This window comes from Dyella sp. SG562 (assembly GCF_011759495.1).
GTDB classification, from domain to species: Bacteria; Pseudomonadota; Gammaproteobacteria; order Xanthomonadales; family Rhodanobacteraceae; genus Dyella_D; species Dyella_D marensis.
In genome coordinates this window covers 446,567-468,748 of the sequence record NZ_JAAOYS010000002.1, presented here as the reverse complement: position 1 = coordinate 468,748, position 22,182 = coordinate 446,567, and the positions used below count along the sequence as shown (strand labels likewise).

Here is a 22,182-nt window from a genome sequence, read left to right as displayed (position 1 = left end):
ATTGTAGCGGGCGGGACCGCCCAGGCGGCCCTCAGCGGCCGATCAGCTCCATCAGCGCGCTGCGCGGCAGCTTGCCGGTCTCGTTGCGCGGCAGCGCGTCGACCAGGCGCAGCGGGCGCGGCAGGAACACCGGTTCCACCGAGCCGCGCAGGGCTTCCAGGATGCCGTGCTCGTCCAGCCCCGGCGCCACCGCCAGGGCGGCGATGCGCTTGACGCCGATGGCGTCGCCGTCGAGCTGGAACACCACGCCGTCGCGCACGCCCGGCACCGCCAGCAGGCGGCGGGTGAGATCGCCCAGCGAAGCGCGCTTGCCGGCGATTTCCAACAGGTCCGCATGGCGGCCGCACAGGCGGAAGCGGCGGCCCTCGTCCTGCAGGGCGACGATGTCGGCCAGGGCGATCGGCTGGTCCAGCTGCGGCGCGTCGACCAGGGTGCCGTCCGGCTGCGGATGCAGGCGCACGCCGTCGTACAGCGTCCAGGGCTCGTCCGCGGCAGCGCGGCGCGAGGCGATCACGCAGGTTTCGGTGGAGCCGAACACTTCCAGCAGCGGCGCGCCGAAGCGCTGTTCCGCGGCGGCGGCCAGCTCCGCCGGCATCGGCGCGGTGGCCGACATCATGGCGGCGATCGGCGGCAACGCGACGCCGGATTCGATCAGGGCGCGCAGATGGATCGGCGTGATCACCAGCACGCGCGGGCCGCGCGTCTGCGCCAGCGCGTCGGCCACGTCGGCCGGGAAGAACGGCCGCGCCGCATGCACGCCCACGTCGCCCAGCAGCGGCAGCAGCACCGAGGCCTCCATGCCGTACATGTGCTGCGGCGGCACCGTGGCCACCACGTCGAAACGCGGGCCGACGACGGCGCGCAGCGCGCGCATGTTGCCGGCGTTGCTGGCGTGGAAGCTGCGCCAGGTCTTCGGGTAGGCCTTCGGCACGCCGGTGGAACCGGAGGTGTAGCCGATCGCCACCACCTGCTCGGCCGGAATCAGCGGCGCCGGCGTTTCGCCGTCGGCGGCGGGCGCGTCCAGCACGGGCATCAGGCGGTAGCCGGGCGGTGGGGCATCCAGCGCCAGTTCGCCCAGCGCGTAGCTGCCCGGGTGCGCCGCCATCACTTCCATCACCGCCTGCGGCTGGCGCGAGGACGGCAGCAGGTTGGCCTGGCCGCGCAGCGCGATGGCGCAGAACGCGACCAGGAAGGCGTAGCGGTCATCGCACAGGTTCACTGCCGCGGTGGCGGTGGGCAGCCCGGCCGCCACCTGCTGCACGTGCGCCAGGAACTGCGCGGCGCCCACCGCCGCGGCGCCGCGCCAGGCCACCGTGCGCGCCGCATGGCCGGCCACCAGCAGCGGCAGGCCGGTGCTGGCCGGATCGTGGCGGTAGCTGTCGTAGACAATGGCCAAGCGGTGTTCTCCCCGTACTGTTCACCGGCAACGCATCCATGGAGCCGCCCCGGAAAACCGGGCCGACGGAATGGATCGCGGATTGGGCCCGGCGAGGCTCTTCCCATCCTCGCGACCGCCGCTGAATACCTCCCCACTGGCGCCGGTAGCGTCCAGAGCGTATTCAGGCGGGCCGGCGAGCCGGCTCGGGTCAGGCGCGGATGATAGCGCCCGTGAGCGCGTCGCGGATCACCGTGGGTCGCTCCAGGCCGCCCAGCGGAGCGTCCAGCAGGCCGTCCAGCGCGGCGCCGAAGTAGCGCTCCACCGCCGCCGCGGAACGGGCCGGCGGCTGGCCGTGCGGGTTGGCGCTGGTCGACACCAGCGCGCCGCCGAAGGCGCGGCACAGCGCGGCGGCGGGCTCGTGCGCGGTGACGCGCAGGGCGATGCCGCTGTGGGCGCCGGCCACCCATTCGGGCACTTCGGCCGAGCGCGGGAAGATCCAGGTATTCGGTCCGGGCCAGCTCGCGCGGACCTGCTCCATCACTTCATCGGGCACCGCGGCGCGGGCGATGTAGCGCTCGACCTGGGCGAAGTCAGCCGCGATCAGCAGCACGCCCTGGGTAGGCGGGCGCTGCTTCAAGGCGAAGATCTGCTCGAACGCCGCGCGGTCATGCGGATCGCAGCCCAGGCCGAACACCGCCTCGGTGGGATAGGCCAGCACGCCGCCGCCGCGCAGGAGCGCGGCGGCATCGTCGAGCTGATCGAGCGCGAAGTGCCGGGCCACTCAGGCCTTGGCCTTGCCTGCGGGCTTCTTCGCGGCGGCTTTCTTGGTGGCGGTTTTCTTCGCCGCGGTTTTCTTGGCTGCCGTCTTGGTGGCCGTCGTCTTCTTGGCCGCGGCCTTCTTCACCGCCGGTTTTTCCGCCGGAGCCTTCTTGGCGGCCGCCTTTTTCGCTGCCGGCGCGGCCTTCTTCGCCGCTGCCTTCCTGGCGCCGCCGCGGCCCTTCTTCACCGGCGCCGCGGCGAGCAGTTCGATGCATTGCGCCTCGGTCAGGGTCTTCGGGTCCTGGTCCTTCGGGATGCGCGCGTTCTTCTCGCCGTCGGTGATGTAGGGACCGAAGCGGCCGTTGAGCACCTGCACGCCGTTGCCGAAGTCCTGGATCACGCGGTTGGCGATCAGCTCCAGCTTCTCCTGCACGATCTGCAGCGCGCGCGGCAGCTCGATGGTGTAGGGGTCGTCCTCGGCCTTGAGCGAGGCATAGGTACTGCCCTGCTTCACGAACGGGCCGAAGCGGCCCACGCCCACCGACACCTCGTCGCCGTTCTCGGCCTGGCCGAGCTTGCGCGGCAGCTTGAACAGCTCCAGCGACTCTTCCAGGGTGATGGTGTGCATGCTCTGGCCCGGACGCAGGCTGGCGAACTGCAGCTTCTCGTCGGTGTCCTTGTCGCCGATCTGCGCATACGGCCCATAGCGGCCCAGGCGCACCGACACCGGCTTGCCGGTCTTCGGATCCGTGCCCAGCTCGCGCGCGCCGGTGGCCTCGCTGCGGTCGACGGTCTCGGTCTTTTCCTCGACCTGCTGCTTGAACGGCTGCCAGAAACGCTCCATCAGCGGCACCCAGGCTTCCTCGCCGCGGCTCACCGCGTCGAGCTCGTCCTCGAGCTTGGCGGTGAAGTCGTAGTCGACGTAGCGGGTGAAGTGCTGGGTCAGGAACTTGCTCACCGCGCGGCCCACGTCGGTGGGCTTGAAGCGGCGGCTGTCCAGCAGCACGTATTCGCGGTTGAGCAGCACCTGGATGATGCTGGCGTAGGTCGACGGACGGCCGATGCCGTGTTCTTCCAGCGACTTCACCAGGCTCGCTTCGGAATAGCGCGGCGGCGGCTCGGTGAAGTGCTGGTCGGCCAGGATGTCGTGCAGCGCGACCTGCTCGCCCTTTTCCAGCCTGGGCAGGCGGCGGCCTTCGTCGTCGTCCTCGGCGCTCTTCTGGTCGCGGCCTTCCTCGTACACGGCCAGGAAGCCCGGGTCGACCACGGTGGTGCCGGTGGAGCGGAAGCCCGCCTCACCGCCCTGGGCATGCGGCAGGGCGAAATCCACCGACACGGTGTTGAGCGTGGCGTGGATCATCTGGCAGGCGACGGTGCGCTTCCAGATCAGCTCGTACAGCTTGCGCTGCTCGTCGTTGAGGTACGAAGCCACCTCGCGCGGCGTGTACATGGCCGAGGTCGGGCGGATCGCCTCGTGCGCTTCCTGCGCGTTCTTGGACTTGGACTTGTAGACCTGCGGATGGTCCGGCAGCGCCTTGTTGCCGTAGTCGCGCGCAATCAGCTGGCGCAGCTCGCCCACGGCGTCCTCGGACAGCGCCACCGAGTCGGTACGCATATAGGTAATGAGGCCGACGTTGCCCTCGCTGCCCAGCGACACGCCCTCGTACAGCCCCTGCGCCACCTTCATGGTGCGGCTGGTGGAGAAACCGAGCTTGCGCGCGGCCTCCTGCTGCAGGGTGGAGGTGGTGAACGGCGGCGCCGGGCGGCGCTTGCGCTCCTTGCTGCCGACGTCGCTGACGGTGAGGCGGCCGTGCGCGGCTTCCTTCAGCGCCGCGCGGGCAGCCATGGCGTCGGCCTCGTTGGTGAGGTCGAACTGCTCGAACTTCTTGCCGTACAGGCGGGTGAGGCGCGCGCTGAAGTCGCCCTCGGGGTGGCGCAGCGCGGCTTCGACGGTCCAGTACTCGCGGGCGACGAAGGCTTCGATCTCTTCCTCGCGCTCCACGATCATGCGCAGCGCCGGGCTCTGCACGCGGCCGGCGGACAGGCCGCGCTGCACCTTGCGCCACAGCACCGGCGACAGGTTGAAGCCGACCAGGTAGTCCAGCGCGCGGCGCGCCTGCTGGGCGTCGACCAGGTCGTGCGAGAGCTGGCGCGGCTGGGCCACGGCGGCCTTGATCGCCTTGGGGGTGATCTCGGAGAACACCACGCGGTGCAGCTGCTTGCCCTTGGTCAGGCCGCGCTGCTGCAGGATCTCGCTGATATGCCAGCTGATCGCCTCGCCTTCGCGATCCAAGTCGGTCGCGAGGTAGATGTCGTCGGCCGCCTGGGCCGCCTTGGCGATGGCATCGACGTGTTTCTGATTGCGCTCGATGATCTCGTAGGCCATGGCGAAACCATGGTCCGGATCGACCGCGCCCTCCTTCGGCTTCAGGTCACGCACGTGACCGTAGGAGGCCAGGACCTGGAAGTCCTTGCCCAGGTACTTGTTGATCGTCTTGGCCTTGGCGGGCGACTCGACGATGAGCAGATTCTTTGCCATGCAGCGGGGTTTCCAGAAGCCAACGGCCCGCACTTTGGCGGGCCTTCTTTATTTAGTTAAAGGCATGCCGCGCCAACGCCGTCAAGCTCGGTCTCGTGAAAACGAGGCATGGAGCCATTTCGGCCATCCAGCCCGGCTAGCCCGGCAGGCGCTGGTAGCGATTGCCCGGCAGGCTGCCGACCACGCCCTCCAGCTCCAGCATCAGCAGCATGGACGACAAGGCGGCGGCGGACTGCCCGGTACGGCCGGCCAGCTCGTCCAGGCTGGCCGGGTCGTGGCCCAGGGCGGCCAGCAGCTGGCCGTACTCCGGGTCGCCGCTCCAGCCCGCCTGGGCGGCCTGAACGGCCCGGCCCGGTGGCGCATCCTGCAGCCGCGCCGCCAGTTCCGCGCCCAGCGCGCGCGCCTGCGGCGCCAGCACCTCGGCCACTTCGGCCGCCGTTTCGACCAGCCGGGCGCCGTCGCGGATCAGCTGGTGGCAGCCACGGGACTGCGGATTATGGACGGAGCCGGGCAGCGCGAATACCTCCCGCCCCTGCTCGCCGGCCAGGCGGGCGGTGATCAGCGAGCCCGATTCCAGGTCCGCCTCGACCACCAGGGTGCCCAGGGCCAGGCCCGACAGGATGCGGTTGCGCCGCGGGAAATGCCCCGCCACGGCCGGCGTGCCCAGCGGGAATTCGCTGACCAGGACGCCTTCCTGCGCGATCCGGTGCGCCAGGGCGAGATGCTTGCGCGGATAGACCCGGTCCAGGCCCGTGCCCACCACCGCCACCGTGGGCCGGCCGGCATCCAGCGCGCCCAGGTGGGCCGCGCCGTCGACGCCGTCGGCCATGCCGCTGGTCACCACGAAGCCGGCCACGGCGAGGTCCCGCGCGAACGTCCGCGCCTGCGCCAGCCCGCCGGCGGTGGCGCCGCGCGAGCCGACGATCGCTACCTGCGGGAACAGCAGCAGCCCGGCGTCGCCGCTGACGAACAGCGCGGCGGGCGGGTTCGGGATCGCCTCCAGCAGGGGCGGGAAATCCGCCTCGGTGCAGCACAGCAGGCGATGCCCCGGCTGGGCCAGCCAGTCCAGGTCGGCGGCGATCAGGGCTTCGTCCGGCCGCTCCAGCCAGGCCACTGCATCTGCGCCCAACGCCGCCGCACGCCGCGGCGCATGCGCCAGCACGGTCTCGATGCGCCGGTCGTGGGCCAGCAGCCATTGACGGAGGGTGGAAGGCCCCAGGCCGGGAGTGCGCAGCAGGACCAGCCAGGCGCGCCATGCGTCGGTTTCGCTCATCCGTGCAGTTTATGGGCCGCGCAAACGAAAACGGCGCGGACGATGCCGCGCCGTTGTGTCAGCCGATGCCGATGCGCTTACTCAGGCATCGTCAGGCGGTCGCCCATCGAGATCGGCTTGATGCCGTCCATGACCAGGCCGTAGCTGACCTTGTCGAAGGTGCGGAACACCATCACGTGGCCGACGAATTCCTCCGGCAGGGTCACCGCCTTGCCGGTGCCGCGGCGCCAGCTGTCGCTGGCCACGTCGTCGTTGATGGTCTCGCCCGGATGCACGATCGAGAAGGTCTGGCCGTTCTCCACGCCGTCCTTCGCGCCGATCGACATCGCCACCACCTGGTGCGGGCCCACGGCCTCCAGCGCGTCGGTGAAGGCGATCACGCGGGAGTTGTCCGGCACCGACTTCGGCGCATGCGGGTAGTAGTACGGGTCGTAGGGCTTGTCGTCGATCGGCATGATGCGATCGCCCTTGCGGATCTCCTGGGTGGAATCCAGCAGCAGCAGGGTGGAGACGTCGCCGGTGCGCAGCGTTTCGGCATTGCCGATCACCGTCACTTCGGTGCCCAGGTCGGTGCCGGTGCCGTAGTGGTGGTCGTTGCGGAATTCTTCGCGCCACGGGGTGGTGACCACCGAGGCGTCGTCGTCCAGCTCATGGCCGACCATCGGGTACGGCTCGCTGCGGTCGTCCTGGTTGAAGCCGCGGAAGGTATGCGTCGGGCGCACGATCGCCCAGCGCTGGCCCGGCTCGGACTTGAGGTTGCGCGCGTAGATGTTCTGGCCGACGGTGCCGCGCAGGCGGGCTTCCTCGAAGCCCATCACGTACGGCGACTGCTTCACCTCGTCCGAGTTCATCACGCGCGTTTCCTTCAGGAACATGCGCAGCGCGGACAGCGGGATGGCGGGGATCGGCTCGCCTTCGGCGCGCACGCGCGGCTGCAGGCCGAGGCGCGGACCGTTGATGAAGGAAAGATTGAGCACGTCGCCCGGATAGATCAGGTGCGGGTTCTGCACCTGCGGATTCGCCTGCCAGATCTCCGGCCACAGCCAGGGCTTGGAGAGGAAGCGCGCCGAAATGGCCCAGAGCGTGTCGCCCTTGCGCACGGTGTACGAATCGGGGTGGTCCGAACGCAATTGAGCGCCGGCAGCGTAAACGGCGACAGTGACCAGCATGCCGGCCAGCAGCCCGATGGACTTTCTAATCATAAACGGGATTCCCCCATCCCCCGATGCTCGGCGGAGTGTAACCGATGGTTTAACGCCCGCAACCAGAGCCAGTTGGCAGAATCCTCTGCCAGACACGGGGTTGCCGACGTACAATAAGGCTCATTCTAGATCGCGCCCGGGCTGGGTTTTCACCGATTCGCCCGCATTTTTGGCGCCGAGGTGTACACCAAATGTCGACCCTGACCATTCTCGAATTCCCCGACCCCCGCCTGCGCACCAAGGCCGAGCCCGTGCGCGTGTTCGACGCAGAACTCAAGCAGTTCGTCGCCGACATGTTCGAAACCATGTATGCCGCCAACGGCGTCGGCCTGGCCGCCACCCAGGTCAACGTGCACCGGCGCGTGCTGGTGGCGGACATGAGCGACGGGCGCAACGAGCCGCTGGCCCTGATCAATGCCGAGATCCTGGAAAAGGACGGCTCCCAGGTGTACCAGGAGGGCTGCCTGTCCTTCCCCGGCATCTATGCCGACGTGACCCGCGCGCTGAAGATCAAGGTCAAGGCGCAGGACGCCGACGGCAAGGAGTTCGTGCTCGACGTGGAAGGCCCGCTGGCGGTGTGCATCCAGCACGAGATGGATCACCTGGCCGGCAAGGTGTTCGTCGATTACCTGTCGCCGCTGAAGCGCTCCATGCTGCTCAAGCGCCTGGACAAGCAGCGCAAGCAGGCGGCCAGCGCTTGACGGGCGCGCCCTTGCGCGTCGTCTTCGCCGGCACGCCCGAGTTTTCCGTCCCCTGCCTGGAAGCCTGCCGCGCCAGCGGCGCCGAGGTCGTTGCCGTGTATACGCAGCCGGACCGCCCCGCGGGCCGCGGCCGCAAGCTCACGCCCAGCCCGGTGAAGCAGGCCGCGCTGGCGGCCGGCATCCCGGTGGAGCAGCCCGAATCGCTGAAGAGCCAGGAAGCGCGCGACACGCTCGCCGCCTGGCGGGCCGACCTGATGGTGGTGGTCGCCTACGGCCTGATCCTGCCGCGCAAGGTGCTGGCCCTGCCGCGCCTGGGCTGCTGGAACGTGCATGCCAGCCTGCTGCCGCGCTGGCGCGGCGCCGCGCCGATCCAGCGCGCGATCCTGGCCGGCGACACCGAAAGCGGCGTGAACCTGATGCAGATGGAAGCGGGCCTGGACACCGGCCCCGTGCTGCTGGAACGCCGCACGCCGATCGAACGCGCCGACACCGGCGGCAGCCTGCACGACCGCCTCTCGGCGCTGGGCGCCGAGGTGCTGGCCGAAGGCCTGCGCCGCGCCATGGCCGGCGAAACGCCGAGCCCGCGCGCGCAACCGGAAGACGGCGTCACCTACGCGCACAAATTGGATAAGGCCGAGGCGAAGCTGGATTTCCAGCGCGACGCGCTCAGCCTGGAACGCCAGGTCCGCGCCTTCGATCCCTGGCCCGTCGCCGAAGGCGAGATCGCCGGCGAGCCGCTGCGCATCTGGGCCGCCGAAGCCATCGCGCGCGACCACGCCGCCGCCCCCGGCAGCGTGCTGTCCGCCGGCCGCGACGGCATCGAGATCGCCTGCGGCGAAGGCGCCCTGCGCGTGACCGCGCTGCAGCGCGCCGGCGGCAAGCGCATCGGCGCGGCCGACTATCTCAATGCGCGGCCCGAACTGCGCAGCGCCCGATGACCGACACCCGCGCCCTGGCCGCCCAGGCCCTCGCTGAAGTCGCCCTGCGCGGCGCCTCGCAGCGCGACGCCACCGAGCGCTACGCCCCGCGCCTGCCCGACCCGCGCGACCGCGCCCTGTTCACCGCCCTGGTCAGCGACGGCGCGCGCTGGTGGCTGCGCTTCGACGCCGCCATCGACCGCCTGCTGGAGAAACCGCTGCGCCAGAAGGAACCGGCCGTGCACGCCCTGCTGGTGCTGGGCCTGGTGCAGCTGGAGATCCTGGAGCTGCCCGACTACGCCGCCGTCGCCGCCACCGTGCAGGCGGCGCGCGCGCTGCAGCGGCCGCGCATGGCCGGGCTGGTCAACGCCGTGCTGCGCCGCTGGCAGCGCGAGCGCACCGAGCTGCTGGCCGCGCTCGACGCCAAGCCGCAGACCCGCCACGCGCACCCCGCCTGGCTGGCCAAGGCCATCGCCCGCGACTGGCCGGAACAGGCCGACGCGGTGATGGCCGCGAACAATATCGAGCCGCCGCTGATGCTGCGCGCCAACCGCCGCCGCAGCGGCCGCGACGACCTGCTCGAACGCCTGCGCGCCGCCGGCTATACCGCCGAGGCCCACGCCTGGCTGGCCGACGGCATCGTGCTGCCGCACAGCGCCGACGTCACCCGCATGCCCGGCTTCGCCGAAGGCCATTTCGCCGTGCAGGACGGCGCCGCCCAGGCCGCGGCGGATCTGGCCGAGGTGCGCGACGGGCTGCGCGTACTCGACGCCTGCGCCGCCCCCGGCGGCAAGGCCTGCCATCTGCTCGAACGCGCCCGGCTCGACCTGATCGCGCTCGAATCCGACGCCGGCCGCGCCAGGCGCATCGGCCAGAACCTCGACCGCCTCGGCCTCGACGCCGACGTGGTGATCGGCGACGCCGGCGCCCCGGATACCTGGTGGGATGGCCGTCCGTTCGACCGCATCCTGATCGATGCCCCCTGCTCGGCCACCGGCGTCCTGCGCCGCCGGCCGGACGTGCGCCTGCACCGCCGCGACAGCGACATCGCCGCGCTGGCCGCGCAGCAGCGCCGCATCCTGCAGGCGCTGTGGCCGCTGCTGGCGCCGGGCGGACGGCTGGTCTACGTGACCTGCTCGCTGCTGAAGGCGGAAAACGAAGCGGTGGTCGGCGCGTTCCTGGCCAGCCAGCCCGAAGCAAGGTCGGCCGCGTTCACCCTGCCCGCGGGGCAGGCGGCGGCGCTGGGCTGGCAGGTTCTCCCCGGGGATGGGGACCTCGACGGCATGTACTATGCCGTGCTCGAACGGGCCTGACCGGCGCGCCTAAGCGCCCGATAAGGCGCCCGGCTTAAAAAACGCTACACCCATCGCTACGTCGCGGCGCCGCCGCCGGAAGTCCACGCATGCCCGTTGCCTCGCAAGCCACTCCCCAGGAACGCCGCTATTTCTGGCTGCTGCTGATCTTCGCCGTGGTGGTGATCGGCGCCGGCATCGGCCTGCGCGACCCGTGGCCGTCGGACGAGCCGCGCTTCACCCTGGCCGCCAAGCAGATGGTGGAAAGCGGCGACTGGCTGTTCCCGCATCGCGGCAGCGAGCTGTATTCGGACAAGCCGCCGATGCTGATGTGGACCGAAGCGGCCAGCTACACCGTGCTGCGCAGCTGGCGCGCGGCCTTCCTGCTGCCGTCGCTGCTGGCCGCGCTGGGCACCCTGCTGCTGGTCTACGACCTGGGCCGGCGGCTGTGGAACCGGCAGGCCGGCCTGTATGCGGCCGCGGCGCTGCTGGTGAGTTTCCAGTTCGTCTACCAGGTGAAACGCGCGCAGATCGATCCGCTGGTGATGTTCTACATCACCGCGGCGAACTGGGGCCTGCTGGTGCATCTGCTCAAGGGACCGAACTGGCGCGCGTTCTGGTTCGGCTGTTTCTGCGCGGGCCTGGGCGTGATCACCAAGGGCGTGGGCGTGCTCGCGCTGTTCATGCTGCTGCCCTACCTGGTGGCATGGCGCGGCGGCTGGGACGGCGTGTCGCGCATGGGTCCGGGCGCGTGGTGGCGCTGGCCGCTGGGCCTGGTGGCGCTGCTGGCGGCGATCGCGCTGTGGCTGGTGCCGATGCTGCTGGGCGCGAAGGCGCACGGCAACGATCCGGCCTATACGGCTTATGTCAACGACATCCTGTTTCACCAGACCGCCGGCCGCTACAGCAAGTCGTGGGACCACCACCATTCGCCGTTCTATTACGTGCCGATCGTGCTGTTCAGCTGGCTGCCGCTGTCGCTCACCTATCCGGGCACGCTGCCGCGCTGGTGGCAGCGGCTGAAGGCGAAGGACGCGCGCATCCTGCTGCCGCTGGGCTGGATCGTGCTGATCCTGGTGTTCTTCGCCATCCCCAAGGGCAAGCGCGACGTCTACATCATGCCGGCGCTGCCGATGCTGGCGCTGATCACCGGCCCCTTCCTGCACGAGCTGCTGCAGAAGCGCTGGCTGCGCATCGCGGGCCTGGTGTTCATCGGCGTGATGGGCGCGGCCATGCTCGGCGTCGGCGCGGCCGCCTTGATCGCGCATCCGAAGTTCGCCACCGAGTTCGCCACCGCGCGCGGCTTCGACGACGGCGGCCACGCGCTGTGGTGGATGTTCGTCGCCATCGGCGCCGTGCAGCTGGTGCTGATCGCCGCGCTGCGCCTGCGCCACGCCGTGTGGGCGGTGTGCGGCGGCATGGCGGCGATGTGGCTGGCCTGGGGCCTGTGGGCGTATCCGCTGCTCAACGATTCCAGCTCCGCCGCCGCGCTGATGCAGGACGTGCGTGCGCGCGTGCCGGCCGACGAGGAGCTGGGCCTGGTCGCGTGGAAGGAACAGAACCTGCTGATGCTCGACCGTCCCGCCACCGACTTCGGCTTCACCGTGCCCTGGCACGAGCAGTACGCGGCGGCGGTGAAGTGGCAGGCGCAGGCGCCGGCGCACCGCTGGCTGTTCGCGCTGGACGGCGTGATGGACAAGTGCGTCGACCGCAGCAAGGCGATCAGCCTCGGCCACGCCAACCGCCGCGAGTGGTGGCTGTTCAAGGCCGACGCGGTGATCCCGGGCTGCACGCCGAACGAAGAGGTCGACCGCGTGCCGGCCAGTACCGCCGATTCCGAGTGACCGCCCCATGGCGCGCCTGGACCTGATCGGACGCGACAACGGCGCCGGCCTCAGCCGCGACATGGCCTTGCTGGCCGAGGCGCTGCGCGAGGCCGGCAACGACGTCACGCTCAGCGGCCTGCCGCATCGCGGCCGCCTCGCCGAATGGGCGACGCGGCTGCGCCTGGCCTGGCGCGCGCCGGCGCAGGACATCAACCTGATGCTGGAACGCATCCGCCCCGAATTCCTGCGCGGTGCGCGGCGCAACGTGGTGATTCCGAACCCCGAATATTTCCGCCCGTTCGACCGCGCCCATCTCGCCGCGATGGATGCGGTGTGGGTGAAGACGCGCCATGCGGAACGCCTGTTCGGCGCGCTCGGTGCGCGCACGCAGTACATCGGCTTCACCAGTCCCGACCGGCTGGATGCCTCGGTGCCGCGCAAGCATGCGTTCTTCCATGGCCCGGGCCGCAGCGGCAACAAAGGTACCGAAGCGCTGCTGCGTTTGTGGGCCGCGCATCCGTCGTGGCCGCAGCTCACCGTGGCATGGCGGCGCAAGCGCGTGGATATCGGCGCGCTGCCGGCAAACGTCACGCTGCTGCGCGAGCATCTGGACGACGCAGCTTATCGCCGGCTGCAGAACGAACACCGCTTCCACCTGTGCCCGTCGCAGACTGAAGGCTACGGCCATTACCTGGTCGAGGCGATGAGCTGCGGCGCGGTGGTGGTGACGCTGGACGCGGAACCGATGAACGAGCTGGTGACCGCGGAACGCGGCGTGTTGGTGCCGGCGCGCAGCGAGGGCAGGCAGGATCTCGCCACGCTCTACGGCTACGCCGATGAAGCCATGTCCGCCGCGATCGAACGCTGCATCGCCATGGACGCAAGCACCGCCGAACAGCTCGGCCGCGCCGCCCGCGGCTGGTACGACACCAACCGCGCCGACTGGCCCGCGCGCCTGCGCGCCGCCATCGCCGCCCTGCCCTGATGCCCACCGGACCCCGCATGCGCAAGCGCGCCATCCAACTGATCGGCAACGACAACGGCGCCGGCCTCACCCGCGACATGCGCCTGGTCGCGCGCATCCTGCGCGAGGGCGGCCATCAGGTCACGGTGACCCGGCTCAATAACCGCGCGCGGCTCAGCCATCGCTGGCAGCGTTTTTCCGGGCGCGCGCGCCAGCTGCTGCGCAACCTCGCGCGGGGCCGCTTGCATGCGCGCTACGACCTCAACCTGATGTGCGAAAGCGTCAGCGCACGCTATTTCCGCCAGGCCGGCGCCAGCGCGCTGCTGCCGCATCCGGAGTGGTTCGACCAGGCATGGCTGGCGGATCTGGGCGGCATCGACCTGGTGCTGGCCAAGACCCACCATGCACAACGCATCTTCAGCGAGCTGGGCCGGCCGGTGATCCACACCGGTTTCGTCAGCGAAGACCAGCGCGCGCCGGACATCGCACGCCAGCCCACCTTTTTCCACGGCCCGGGCCGCAGCAACAACAAGGGCACCGCGCAGATCCTGAAACTGTGGGCGGACCATCCGGACTGGCCGCAGCTCACCGTGGTCTGGCGCAGCGACGAAGCCCGCGCCTGGCCGCAGACGCCGGCGAACGTGCGGCTGATCCGCGAATACGTCGGCGACGAGGCACTGCGCGAACTGCAGAACAGCAGCGTGTTCCATCTGTGCCCCTCGCAGACCGAGGGCTATGGCCATTCGATCGTCGAGAGCTTAGGCATCGGCGCCGTGGTGATCTCCACCGACGCCGAACCGATGAACGAGCTGGTCACGCCCGAGCACGGCATCCTGGTCGCCGCGCACGCCGCCGGCACGCAGGCGCTGGCCACGCTCTACGATTTCGACATGGACGCGATGCGTGCCGCGATCGAGCGCTGCATCCATATGCCGGAAGCCGAGCAGCAGCGCCTGGGCCAGGCCGCGCGCCGCTGGTTCGAAGACAATCGGCGGGATTTCCCCGGCCGCCTGCTGCGCGCGCTCGATACGCTGCCCTGACCTTCCACTCGCAGACCACATCCTCCATGAGCACCAGCGTCAATCTCATCGCACCCGACAACGGCCTGGGCCTGAGCCGCGACCTGCAGTTCACCGCCGATGCGCTGAAGGCCTGCGGCTGCACGGTGCACTTCACCCGCCTGACCGATGCGGACGAGAAAGTGCGCTGGTCGCTGGGCCGCGAGGGACTGCGCGGCGACCTGCGCCGCTGGCGTTTCGCCATGCGCCACCGCGAGCCGCCGCGCTTCGATCTCAACATCATGTTCGAGCATCTGTGGCCGGCGCATTTCGGCCTGGCGCGGCAGACCATCGCGCTGCCCAATACCGCATGGTTCGATGCCAAGGACGTGCTGCACCTGCCGCGCGTGGCGCGCGTGTGGTGCAAGACCAACGACGCGGTGGACGTATTCCGCGGCCTGGGCAAACCGACCTCCATGGTGGGTTTCGACAGCGAGGACCGCTACGACGCCGCGGTGCCGCGCGAACGCGCCTTCTTCCACCTGGCCGGCGGCAGCGTCACGCGCGGTACCGACCGCCTGCTCGCGGTGTGGCGGCGCCATCCGGAATGGCCGACGCTCACCGTGCTGCGGCATCCGGCCTGTGCGCCGCAGGATCTGAGCGCCCCGAATATCCGCCACCTGCGCCAGTTCCTCGACGGCAACGTGCCGGCGCAGTACGCGGAATTGAGCCGCCTGCAGAACAGCCATCTGTTCCAGATCTGCACCTCGGAGATCGAGGGCTGGGGCCACTACATCGTCGAGGCGCTGGGCGTGGGCGCGGTCACCTTCGTGGTCGACGCGCCGCCGATGAACGAGATCGTCACCGCCGAACGCGGCCTGCTGGTGCCTTATGCGCAGACCGGCCGGATGGGACAGGCGACCACCTACCAGTTCGACGAGGCCGCGCTGGAAGCCGCCGTGGCGCGCGCGCTGGCGATGCCGGAAGCGGACGTCGCACAGATGGGCGCCAGGGCGCGGCAGTGGTTCCTCGACAACAGCGCGGGTTTCGTCCCGCGCATCCGCCAGGCGTTGGCCGACTCAGCCGGCCGCGGCTGAGATTTCGTAGTTCTCTCCGGCGGCCATCGCCGCCAGGTGGCCGTCGATGCCCCGCTCGCAGCGCACGATGTGCTCGCGCACGGTGCGCAGATAGATCTGGTTGTTCGGCAGGCTGGGATCGTCCACTTCTTCCTGCGCGCGGCTGCGGTGTTCCAGGTGCGCGGCCAGCGCCGCCCACTTGAGCGCGCGGCGGCGCACGCCGGCGTTGCCTAAGCGCGCGGCCAGTTCGCGGTCTTCCGCGCCGTAGCCCTCCATCTGTTCGTCGAAGCCGTTCACGCGCAGCAGGTCGTCGCGCCAGCAGCTCATATTGCAGCTCATCACGCGGCCGCCGCTGCGCGCGCGGGATTTCCAGCGTGCGAGCGGCAGCGAACGGAACGCATACAGGCGCTTGATGCCGTCGAACACCTGGAAATCCGCATCGGCCCAGGGCGCGAACACCGGCCGGCCGCCGGCCAGCAGGCGCCTGGATTCCCGCTCGCTGTTCTTGAAGCGGCCGCCCTGCAGGAAATAGCCGCGCCCGGCCAGGGCGAGGTGGTCGGCGATGAAGTCCGGGTGCAGCACCATGTCGCCGTCGATCATCACCACGTATTCGCCGCGGCTGGCGGCGATGCCGAGATTGCGGCTGCGCGAGGCGCGGAAGCCCAGGTCTTCCTGCCATACGTGGCGCAGCGGCACCGGGAAGCTTTTAGCCATGCGCTCGATCACCGCGCGCGTGGCGGGGCCGGAGCCGTCGTCGGCGACGATCACTTCGTCCGGCAGGCGGCTCTGCGCCGCCGCGCTGGCCAGCACGCGCTCCAGCGCCTCGGGCCAGTTGTAGGTCAGCACCAGCAGGCTGACCGAACGCGGCGCGGTGCGCGCGCCGCGCGTGCGGATGCTCCACGACAGGCCCAGGCTCAGCGCCAGCGGCAGCCAGCCGAGCAGCCATTCCACGTCGGGGCGGCGCAGCAGCTGCGGGGCGTCGAACTGCCAGGCCACGCTGGCGTAGATCCACAGCGCCAGCATCACCCGCCCCAGCATCACGTGGCGGTAGCGCCAGGCGCGCCAGCCCATCACCAGCCACAGCAGCGCCCACAGCAGCATGCCCGGCACGCCGAGCAGGATCGCCAGGTGGCTGAGGATGTTGTGGCTGTGTTCCCAGGTCTGGCCCTGGCCGACGATGTCGTAGTGGCTGCCCATGCCCAGGCCCAGCCACGGGTGCTGGCCGATCAGCACCAGCGACTGCTGCAGGATCTCCGGCCGGTAGGACAGGCCGCGGTCCTTCATGTACTGCCAGCCCCCCAAGGCAATGATCACCGCGGCCACGCCCAGCATCGCCGCGGCGCGGCGGCGGATGTGCCGGTGCGGCGCGGCCAGCAGCATCACCGCCTGGGTAGCGATCAGGGCCAGCCAGATCGAGCGGGTGAAGGTCAGCAGCACGAAGGTCATCAGCGCCACGATCGAGCCGATCTGCAGCACCCGCTGCCAGCGCCCGCGCACCGACAGCTGCAGCAGCCACACGCTGGCGGCGCCGAAGGCGAAGGCGGCGAGGTTGGGGTTGTCCAGGGTGCCGAAGCCGACCAGGCGGTCCTGCTCCTGCCAGGTCGAACCCACGCGCAGCGGGAACACCGCCATCGACACCAGGGCCGCCAGCCCCAGGCCGGCGCCCGCCCAATAGAGCAGCGCCTGCGCGCGCCGCGGCTGGCCCGCGACCAGGCTGCCCAGCAGCAGCACGAAGGCCAGCACGTAGAAGACCACCACCGCGTCGTCGCCGAGCGTGCCGTTGCGCGCCCAGATCACCGACAGCAGGGTCCAGCCGAGGAAAGCCAGCAGCAGCTTGCCTTCGCGCGCCTCCAGCAGGCCGCGCGCCAGCGCGCGGCGCCACGACCAGGCCAGCCAGGCGGCCGGCAGCAGGAACAGCGCGATCAGGCTGTCGTGGTAGTACTTGCCCGGATTCCAGACCTTCGGTCCCGGCGGACTGGCCGCCATGCCGACCAGCAGCCAGCCCAGGCCCAGCAGCATCCACAGGCGCAGCCACGCCGGCAAAGCCAGCCAGCGCCGCTTGAACTGGGCGGCCAGGCCTTCTTCCCTTGCCCCGGCATGCACGGTGTCTTTCAAGCTGTCCTTCCACATTCTCGAGGCGATTCCTGTCAACCGGGGGGTGCCGCTGGAGCCAGACCCCACCAGTCAACGCACAACCGTGCGCAAGGATACCCATACCGGGGGAAACGGAGCGCGAACGGGGACATAACCCAAAGCAGAACGTTCGGCCGGCGCATTTGCGCAACGCCGGAGCAAGCCAGCGCAGGTTGGGGTTCGCCGTTGGCTCACCCCAACCTGCGCCGGAGGGTTTTGGGGCGGGCGGCAGAAGCCATCGGCTAGAATCGCCGGATGCAGACGCTCCCCCTCACCCTCGTCGTGATGACCTACAACGAGGCGAAGAACATCGCCCGTTGCCTGGACAGCGTGCCGTTCGCCGCCGAAAAAGTGGTGATCGACAGCGGCAGCACCGACGACACGGTGGCGCTCGCCCAGGCCCACGGCGCACGCGTGGTGCACCAGGACTGGCTGGGCTTCGGCCCGCAGCGCAACTTCGCCAGCACCCAGGCCGGCCACGACTGGATCCTGGCGCTGGACGCCGACGAATACCTCACCCCGGCCCTGGCCGAGGAGATCGCCGCGAAGCTGCCGGCCCTGATGGCCGGCGACACCTGCGCCGTGTGGCTGCGCCGCGCCACCATCTACATGGGCGCGCCGATGCGCTTCTACCTGCCCTCGATGGGCGAGAAGATGGCCCGCCTCTACCACCGCGGCCGCGCCCGCTGGGCCGACGTGCGCGTGCACGAGTCGCTGCGCTTCGACGGCCCTTCGGCCATCTTCCAGGCCCGCTTCAACCACGAGAACAACCCCAGCCTGCCGGAGAAGCAGATCAAGGTGCTGCGCTACGCGGAGCTGAAATGCCGCGACTGGCTGGAGAAGGACAAGCCCGTGCGCATGTGGCAGACGCCGTTCGTGTTCGCGCTGGCCTTCCTCAAGGACTACCTGTTCCGCCTGGCCTTCCTCGACGGCTGGCGCGGCTACGCCATCGCCCAGACCGCCGCCTCGTATGCGGTGTACAAGCGCATGCGTTACTACGAGATGCGCCATAACCCGGCCTCCATCGAGAGCGCGGCCGCCGCGCTCCACCGCCACGGAATCGACCGCTGACCATGCCCAAGCACTACCTTCTGTACGGCTCCGAGCGCTATGCGCTGGCCATCCTGCGGCCGGTGCAGGAGGCCATCCGCGCGCGCGGCGACGAGGCGGCATGGTTCTTCGACGGCCCCGGCGCGGAAGACCTGGCCGAAGGCGAGCGGCTGCTCACGGTGAGCGAAGTGCGCGCGTGGAAGCCGATCGCCTGCATCACCTCGTCCAACCATCTGCCGCATTTCTTCCCCGGCGTGAAGGTGGAGACCTTCCACGGCTTCGACGCCGGCAAGCCTCGCCACATCTATATCCGCGGCTTCTTCGACCTGTACTGCACCACCGGCCCGCGCGACACCGCGCAGTTCCAGGCGCTGGCCGACGAGCTGGGCCACTTCGCGGTGGCCGAGACCGGCTGGCCCAAGCTCGACCCCTTCATGAAGGAGATCGCCGGCCCGCTGCCGCCGGTGCGCGAGAAGCCGGTGATCCTCTACCACTCCACTTTTTCGCCCTCGTGGAGCGCGGCCGAGACCCTGTACGACGAGGTGAAGCGCCTCTCCAGCAGCGGCGAGTGGCAGTGGATCGTCACCTTCCATCCGAAGATGAATCATGAGACGGTGGCCAAGTTCAAGGCGCTGCAGGGCGAGCACCTCACGTTCGCGGAGAACGACAACATCCTGGAGCTGTTCCCGCAGGCCGACATGATGTGTTCGGACACGTCCTCGGCGCTGAGCGAGTTCCTGCTCACCGGCAAGCCGGTGGTCACCTTCAAGAACCGCCGCCCGGGGCCGCAGCTGATCGATATCGACGAGGCCGCACAGTTCGAGCCGGCCATCCGCCGCGCGCTGAGCCGGCCGCCGGAGCTGATGCAGGCCATCCGCGACTTCGCCGACGCCATCCACCCATACCGCGACGGCCATTCCAGCGAGCGCGTGCTGGATGCCATCGACGCCTTCATCGCCAAGGGCGGGCGCAACCGCAAGCCGAAGCCGGGCAACTGGTGGCGCAAGCTCAAGCTGCGGCGCCGCATCGGCTATTGGGGTCCGGCGCGCTCCTAAAGCCTCCGGACAGAAAAGCCGCACTAGAATCGCAACCCTCCTGAGAAAGAGCCGCCCCTTGCCTTCCAGCGCCTACAGCCGTTCCGAACACCTGCGCTCCCTGTGGCCCTGGCTGCCGCTGTGGACCGTGGTCGCCCTGCTGGCGATCTTCTCGCATGGCCCGATGCCGCTGTATTCGACCCGCACCCTGGCGGTGGCGTGGGAGATGTGGAGCCACGGCCACTGGCTGGTGCCGCACATCAACGGCCAGCCGTACAGCGACAAGGTGCCGCTGCTGTTCTGGATGATCCATGCCGGCTGGTTCGTGTTCGGCGTGAACGACGTGTGGCCGCGCGTCCTGGAAGTGATCTTCGGCGGCACCCAGCTGGTGCTGCTGGCCACGCTGGCGCGGCGCCTGTTCCCCAACCGCCCGTGGGTGGCCAAGGGCGCGCCGTGGATGCTGCTGGCGCTGGGCTACGCCTTCCTGTTCGGCCTGCAGGTGATGTACGAGGTGCTGCTGGCCGTATGGGTGCTGGCGGCGCTGCTCACCCTCACCCCGAAGGCCGGCCGCGAGGAGCCGCGCTGGCTGCTGTTCGGCCTGTGCATCGGCGCCGGCCTGATGACCAAGGGCCCGGTGATGCTGCTGCACGTGGCCTTCCCCTGGCTGCTGGGCCCGCTGTGGAACGACTGGGCCAACCGCCACCGCGGGCGCTGGTACGGCCGCGGCCTGCTGGCGGTGCTGCTGGGCGGCATCATCCTGCTGGCCTGGGCGCTGCCGGCCGGCTTCAGCGGCGGCGACGACTATCGCCACCGCCTGTTCTTCACCCAGACCGCCGGCCGCGTGGTGGATGCGTTCGACCACGCCCGCCCGTTCTGGTGGTACCTCACCATGATCCCGGCCCTGCTGTTCCCGTTCAGCGGCTGGCCGCGCGCCTGGGTGGCGCTGGGCGCGCTGCGCCGTCCGCTGGAGCCGGGCATCCGCTTCGGCCTGTGCTGGCTGCTGCCGGTGCTGGTGGCGTTCTCGCTGATCAGCGGCAAGCAGCTGTATTACCCGCTGCCGGAATTCGCCGGCGCCTGCCTGCTGCTGGCCGGCGCCATCGCCGTGCTGCGCGAGCAGCGGCCGAAGCTGGCCAATACGGCGTGGCTGGGCACCTGGCCGCTGGGCGTGGGCGGCATCCTGTTCGCGGTGTTCCTGTTCGTGCTGCCGAACCTGGTGGCGCACAACCTGATGCATGGCGAGTTCATCGATTCGACCTCGCAGTACAGCCGCTTCTTCAGCGTGGTGTTCGTGGTGCTGGGCGCGCTGCTGCTGCTGCGCGGCCGCGGCGAGCTGCGCCGGCTGGCGGTGGCCGGCCTGATCGGCGTGCTGGCGCTCAACACGCTGTTCACCCTGACCATGTGGCCGAACTTCGACCTGCGCCCGGCCGCCCGCCTGCTGGGCGCGGCGGATGGCGAAGGCCGCGCCATCGGCTACGTGGGCAACTACGAAGGCCAGTTCCATTTCGAAGGCCGCCTGAGCCGGCCGATCGAGCGGCTGAGCGAGGGCGAGTCGATCCAGGCCTTCGCCCGCCTGCATCCGGACGGCCTGATCATCACCCGCCCCGAGAAACTGGCCGACGCCGACCTGCGCTACCCGCTGCTGGTGCAGCCGTTCCGCTCCAGCTGGGTGGTGATCTGGCCGGCCTCGTCGCTGGCCGCCCAGCGCGCCGGCCACACCCCGGCCGAGCCGCCGCACCCGACCCGGCTGTACCAGGTCGACGCGTGGCGGTACCGCGCGATGCAATGAGCTCGCCGCTGATCGCCAACCTGCGCGCGCAGTGCGGCGGCCCCCGCGACGGTGCGCTGCTGCGTTTCTCGCTGGGCAATGCCTTGCTGGCCGAGGGCGATGCGCCGGCGGCGGCCGAGGAATTGCGCCACGCCGTGCGGTTCGATCCGCGCTATTCCGCTGCGTGGAAACTGCTGGGCAAGGCGCTGCTGGCGGTGGAAGACCGCGCCGGCGCCGCGGAAGCGTGGCGGCAAGGCATCGACGCCGCGCGCGAGCGTGGCGACAAGCAGGCGGAAAAGGAAATGGCCGTGTTCCTGCGCCGGCTGGAGCCGAAGGACGCGGGCTGACTCAGCGCGCGTCGTCCAGCACTTCCGGGTGGTCGTACGGACTGGGCCGATCGTTCGCCGAATACCGCTTGTAGTGCCACTGATACTGCGCATAGGCCAATTCCACGCAGTTCTGCACACCGCGGTTGAGCGCCGTGCACGCCACGCGCTGATCCGCATCCGCCAGCCCTTCCGGCGCCGGCAGCAGATGGATGCGGAAGCCCTCGCCACGCGGCAGCCGCTCGGCGAACGCGAACAGCACCGTCGCCCCCGTGCGCGCCGCCAGCCGCGGCAGCAGCACCATGGTCAGCGCTTCGCGGCCGAAGAACGGAGCAAACTCGCCCTCGCCTTCGCGCGGTTTCTGGTCCGGCAGGATGCCCACCGTGCCGCCCGCGCCCAGCCGCTTGAACAGCGTGCGCACCCCGGCGCCCTCGGCGCGCACCTGTTCCGGCGCCAGCGCGCCGCGCGCCTTGCGCAGCAGGCCCTCGACTGCGGCGATGCGCGGCGGCCGGTACAGGATCGCCATCGGCGTCTTGCGGCACAGCCAGTAATTGAGCAGTTCCCAGCAACCCAGGTGCGGCGCGGCGATGATCACGCCGCGGCCGGATGCCAGCGCCGCGTCGAACAGCGCCTCGCCGCGCACCTCGCGCACCAGGTCCAGCGCGCGCTGGGCATCGCTGCCCCAGATCTTGGCGATCTCGGTGATCGACTTGCCGCTCTCGATCATCACCTCGCGCAGCAGCGCCGCGCGGGCCTGCGCGTCCAGCCGCGGCCGGGTGATGCGGATGTTCGCCGCGGTGTTCTGCACGGTCTTGCCGTCCAGCCGCAGCGACAGCCGGCCCAGCAGCGCGCCCACGCCGTGCAGGGCCCGCAGGGGCAGCAGGCCGACCAGGCGCAGCAGGAGGTAGAGCAGGAAGATATCGAAGCGCATGAGCCGCACAGTGTAGCG

Annotated in this window: 18 protein-coding genes; 11 read left to right on the top strand and 7 right to left on the bottom strand. The window is 70.2% G+C overall.

Annotated features, from left to right (window positions below; genetic code table 11):
• Nucleotides 1-31 precede the first annotated feature (31 nt).
• The 5 genes from FHW84_RS05500 to FHW84_RS05480 all read right to left on the bottom strand — a co-directional run bounded on the left by FHW84_RS05500 (nucleotide 32) and on the right by FHW84_RS05480 (nucleotide 7,151).
• Nucleotides 32-1,396 (bottom strand): AMP-binding protein, encoded by a 1,365-nt coding sequence (locus tag FHW84_RS05500; RefSeq protein ID WP_167253210.1) that lies wholly within the window; start codon nucleotides 1,394-1,396, stop codon nucleotides 32-34.
• A gap of 190 nt (nucleotides 1,397-1,586) precedes the next feature.
• On the bottom strand, nucleotides 1,587-2,159 hold the full coding sequence (locus FHW84_RS05495) for a Sua5/YciO/YrdC/YwlC family protein (protein WP_167253208.1): 573 nt from the start codon (nucleotides 2,157-2,159) through the stop codon (nucleotides 1,587-1,589).
• Nucleotides 2,160-4,676, bottom strand: a complete 2,517-nt coding sequence (locus FHW84_RS05490; RefSeq protein WP_167253206.1) for a DNA topoisomerase I — start codon at nucleotides 4,674-4,676, stop codon at nucleotides 2,160-2,162.
• A gap of 136 nt (nucleotides 4,677-4,812) precedes the next feature.
• The gene (dprA, locus tag FHW84_RS05485) at nucleotides 4,813-5,949 is read right to left on the bottom strand and encodes a DNA-processing protein DprA (protein ID WP_167253204.1); all 1,137 of its coding nucleotides are present in this window, start codon (nucleotides 5,947-5,949) and stop codon (nucleotides 4,813-4,815) included.
• A gap of 77 nt (nucleotides 5,950-6,026) precedes the next feature.
• Nucleotides 6,027-7,151 (bottom strand): LysM domain-containing protein, encoded by a 1,125-nt coding sequence (locus FHW84_RS05480; protein WP_167253202.1) that lies wholly within the window; start codon nucleotides 7,149-7,151, stop codon nucleotides 6,027-6,029.
• A gap of 191 nt (nucleotides 7,152-7,342) precedes the next feature.
• Here FHW84_RS05480 and def point away from each other — a divergent pair, with 191 nt between their 5' ends.
• From def to FHW84_RS05445, 7 genes are all read left to right on the top strand, one after another.
• Nucleotides 7,343-7,852 carry a peptide deformylase gene (def, locus tag FHW84_RS05475; RefSeq protein ID WP_167253200.1) on the top strand — a complete coding sequence of 170 codons (510 nt, stop codon included), beginning with the start codon at nucleotides 7,343-7,345 and terminating at the stop codon, nucleotides 7,850-7,852.
• Between the two features lie 11 nt (nucleotides 7,853-7,863).
• Entirely contained in the window at nucleotides 7,864-8,790 is a 927-nt protein-coding gene (gene fmt, locus FHW84_RS05470; protein ID WP_208399639.1) for a methionyl-tRNA formyltransferase, read from the top strand.
• Nucleotides 8,787-10,082, top strand: a complete 1,296-nt coding sequence (gene rsmB, locus FHW84_RS05465; protein ID WP_167253196.1) for a 16S rRNA (cytosine(967)-C(5))-methyltransferase RsmB — start codon at nucleotides 8,787-8,789, stop codon at nucleotides 10,080-10,082. The genes fmt and rsmB overlap by 4 nt, the downstream gene beginning before the upstream one ends.
• Before the next feature lie 89 nt (nucleotides 10,083-10,171).
• Nucleotides 10,172-11,905, top strand: a complete 1,734-nt coding sequence (locus FHW84_RS05460) for a glycosyltransferase family 39 protein (RefSeq protein ID WP_167253194.1) — start codon at nucleotides 10,172-10,174, stop codon at nucleotides 11,903-11,905.
• A 7-nt stretch (nucleotides 11,906-11,912) separates the two neighbouring features.
• On the top strand, nucleotides 11,913-12,872 hold the full coding sequence (locus FHW84_RS05455) for a glycosyltransferase (protein ID WP_167253192.1): 960 nt from the start codon (nucleotides 11,913-11,915) through the stop codon (nucleotides 12,870-12,872).
• A gap of 17 nt (nucleotides 12,873-12,889) precedes the next feature.
• Nucleotides 12,890-13,891 (top strand): glycosyltransferase, encoded by a 1,002-nt coding sequence (locus tag FHW84_RS05450; RefSeq protein WP_167253190.1) that lies wholly within the window; start codon nucleotides 12,890-12,892, stop codon nucleotides 13,889-13,891.
• A 26-nt stretch (nucleotides 13,892-13,917) separates the two neighbouring features.
• Nucleotides 13,918-14,946, top strand: coding sequence for a glycosyl transferase family 1 (locus FHW84_RS05445; RefSeq protein WP_167253188.1), 1,029 nt, complete (start codon nucleotides 13,918-13,920; stop codon nucleotides 14,944-14,946).
• On the opposite strand, the gene FHW84_RS23470 is transcribed toward FHW84_RS05445, so the two are convergent.
• The gene (locus tag FHW84_RS23470) at nucleotides 14,929-17,040 is read right to left on the bottom strand and encodes a glycosyltransferase (RefSeq protein ID WP_167253186.1); all 2,112 of its coding nucleotides are present in this window, start codon (nucleotides 17,038-17,040) and stop codon (nucleotides 14,929-14,931) included. The two genes, FHW84_RS05445 and FHW84_RS23470, sit on opposite strands and share 18 nt — an antisense overlap.
• Before the next feature lie 273 nt (nucleotides 17,041-17,313).
• Between FHW84_RS23470 and FHW84_RS05435 the strand changes: the two genes are divergently transcribed.
• From FHW84_RS05435 to FHW84_RS05420, 4 genes are read left to right on the top strand one after another with little or no spacing between them, the layout of a single operon-like run.
• Nucleotides 17,314-18,129: a glycosyltransferase family 2 protein gene (locus tag FHW84_RS05435; protein WP_167253184.1), complete on the top strand. Its 816-nt coding sequence runs from the start codon at nucleotides 17,314-17,316 to the stop codon at nucleotides 18,127-18,129.
• 2 nt (nucleotides 18,130-18,131) lie between these two features.
• On the top strand, nucleotides 18,132-19,163 hold the full coding sequence (locus tag FHW84_RS05430; RefSeq protein WP_167253182.1) for a CDP-glycerol glycerophosphotransferase family protein: 1,032 nt from the start codon (nucleotides 18,132-18,134) through the stop codon (nucleotides 19,161-19,163).
• Between the two features lie 58 nt (nucleotides 19,164-19,221).
• Nucleotides 19,222-20,928, top strand: coding sequence for a glycosyltransferase family 39 protein (locus FHW84_RS05425; protein WP_167253180.1), 1,707 nt, complete (start codon nucleotides 19,222-19,224; stop codon nucleotides 20,926-20,928).
• Nucleotides 20,925-21,254 (top strand): hypothetical protein, encoded by a 330-nt coding sequence (locus FHW84_RS05420; protein ID WP_167253178.1) that lies wholly within the window; start codon nucleotides 20,925-20,927, stop codon nucleotides 21,252-21,254. Before FHW84_RS05425 ends, FHW84_RS05420 begins: the two co-directional genes overlap by 4 nt.
• A gap of 1 nt (nucleotide 21,255) precedes the next feature.
• Here FHW84_RS05420 and FHW84_RS05415 read toward each other — a convergent pair whose 3' ends face one another.
• Complete coding sequence (locus FHW84_RS05415; protein WP_167253784.1) at nucleotides 21,256-22,164, bottom strand: lipid A biosynthesis acyltransferase; 909 nt, start codon at nucleotides 22,162-22,164, stop codon at nucleotides 21,256-21,258.
• Nucleotides 22,165-22,182: the final 18 nt, after the last annotated feature.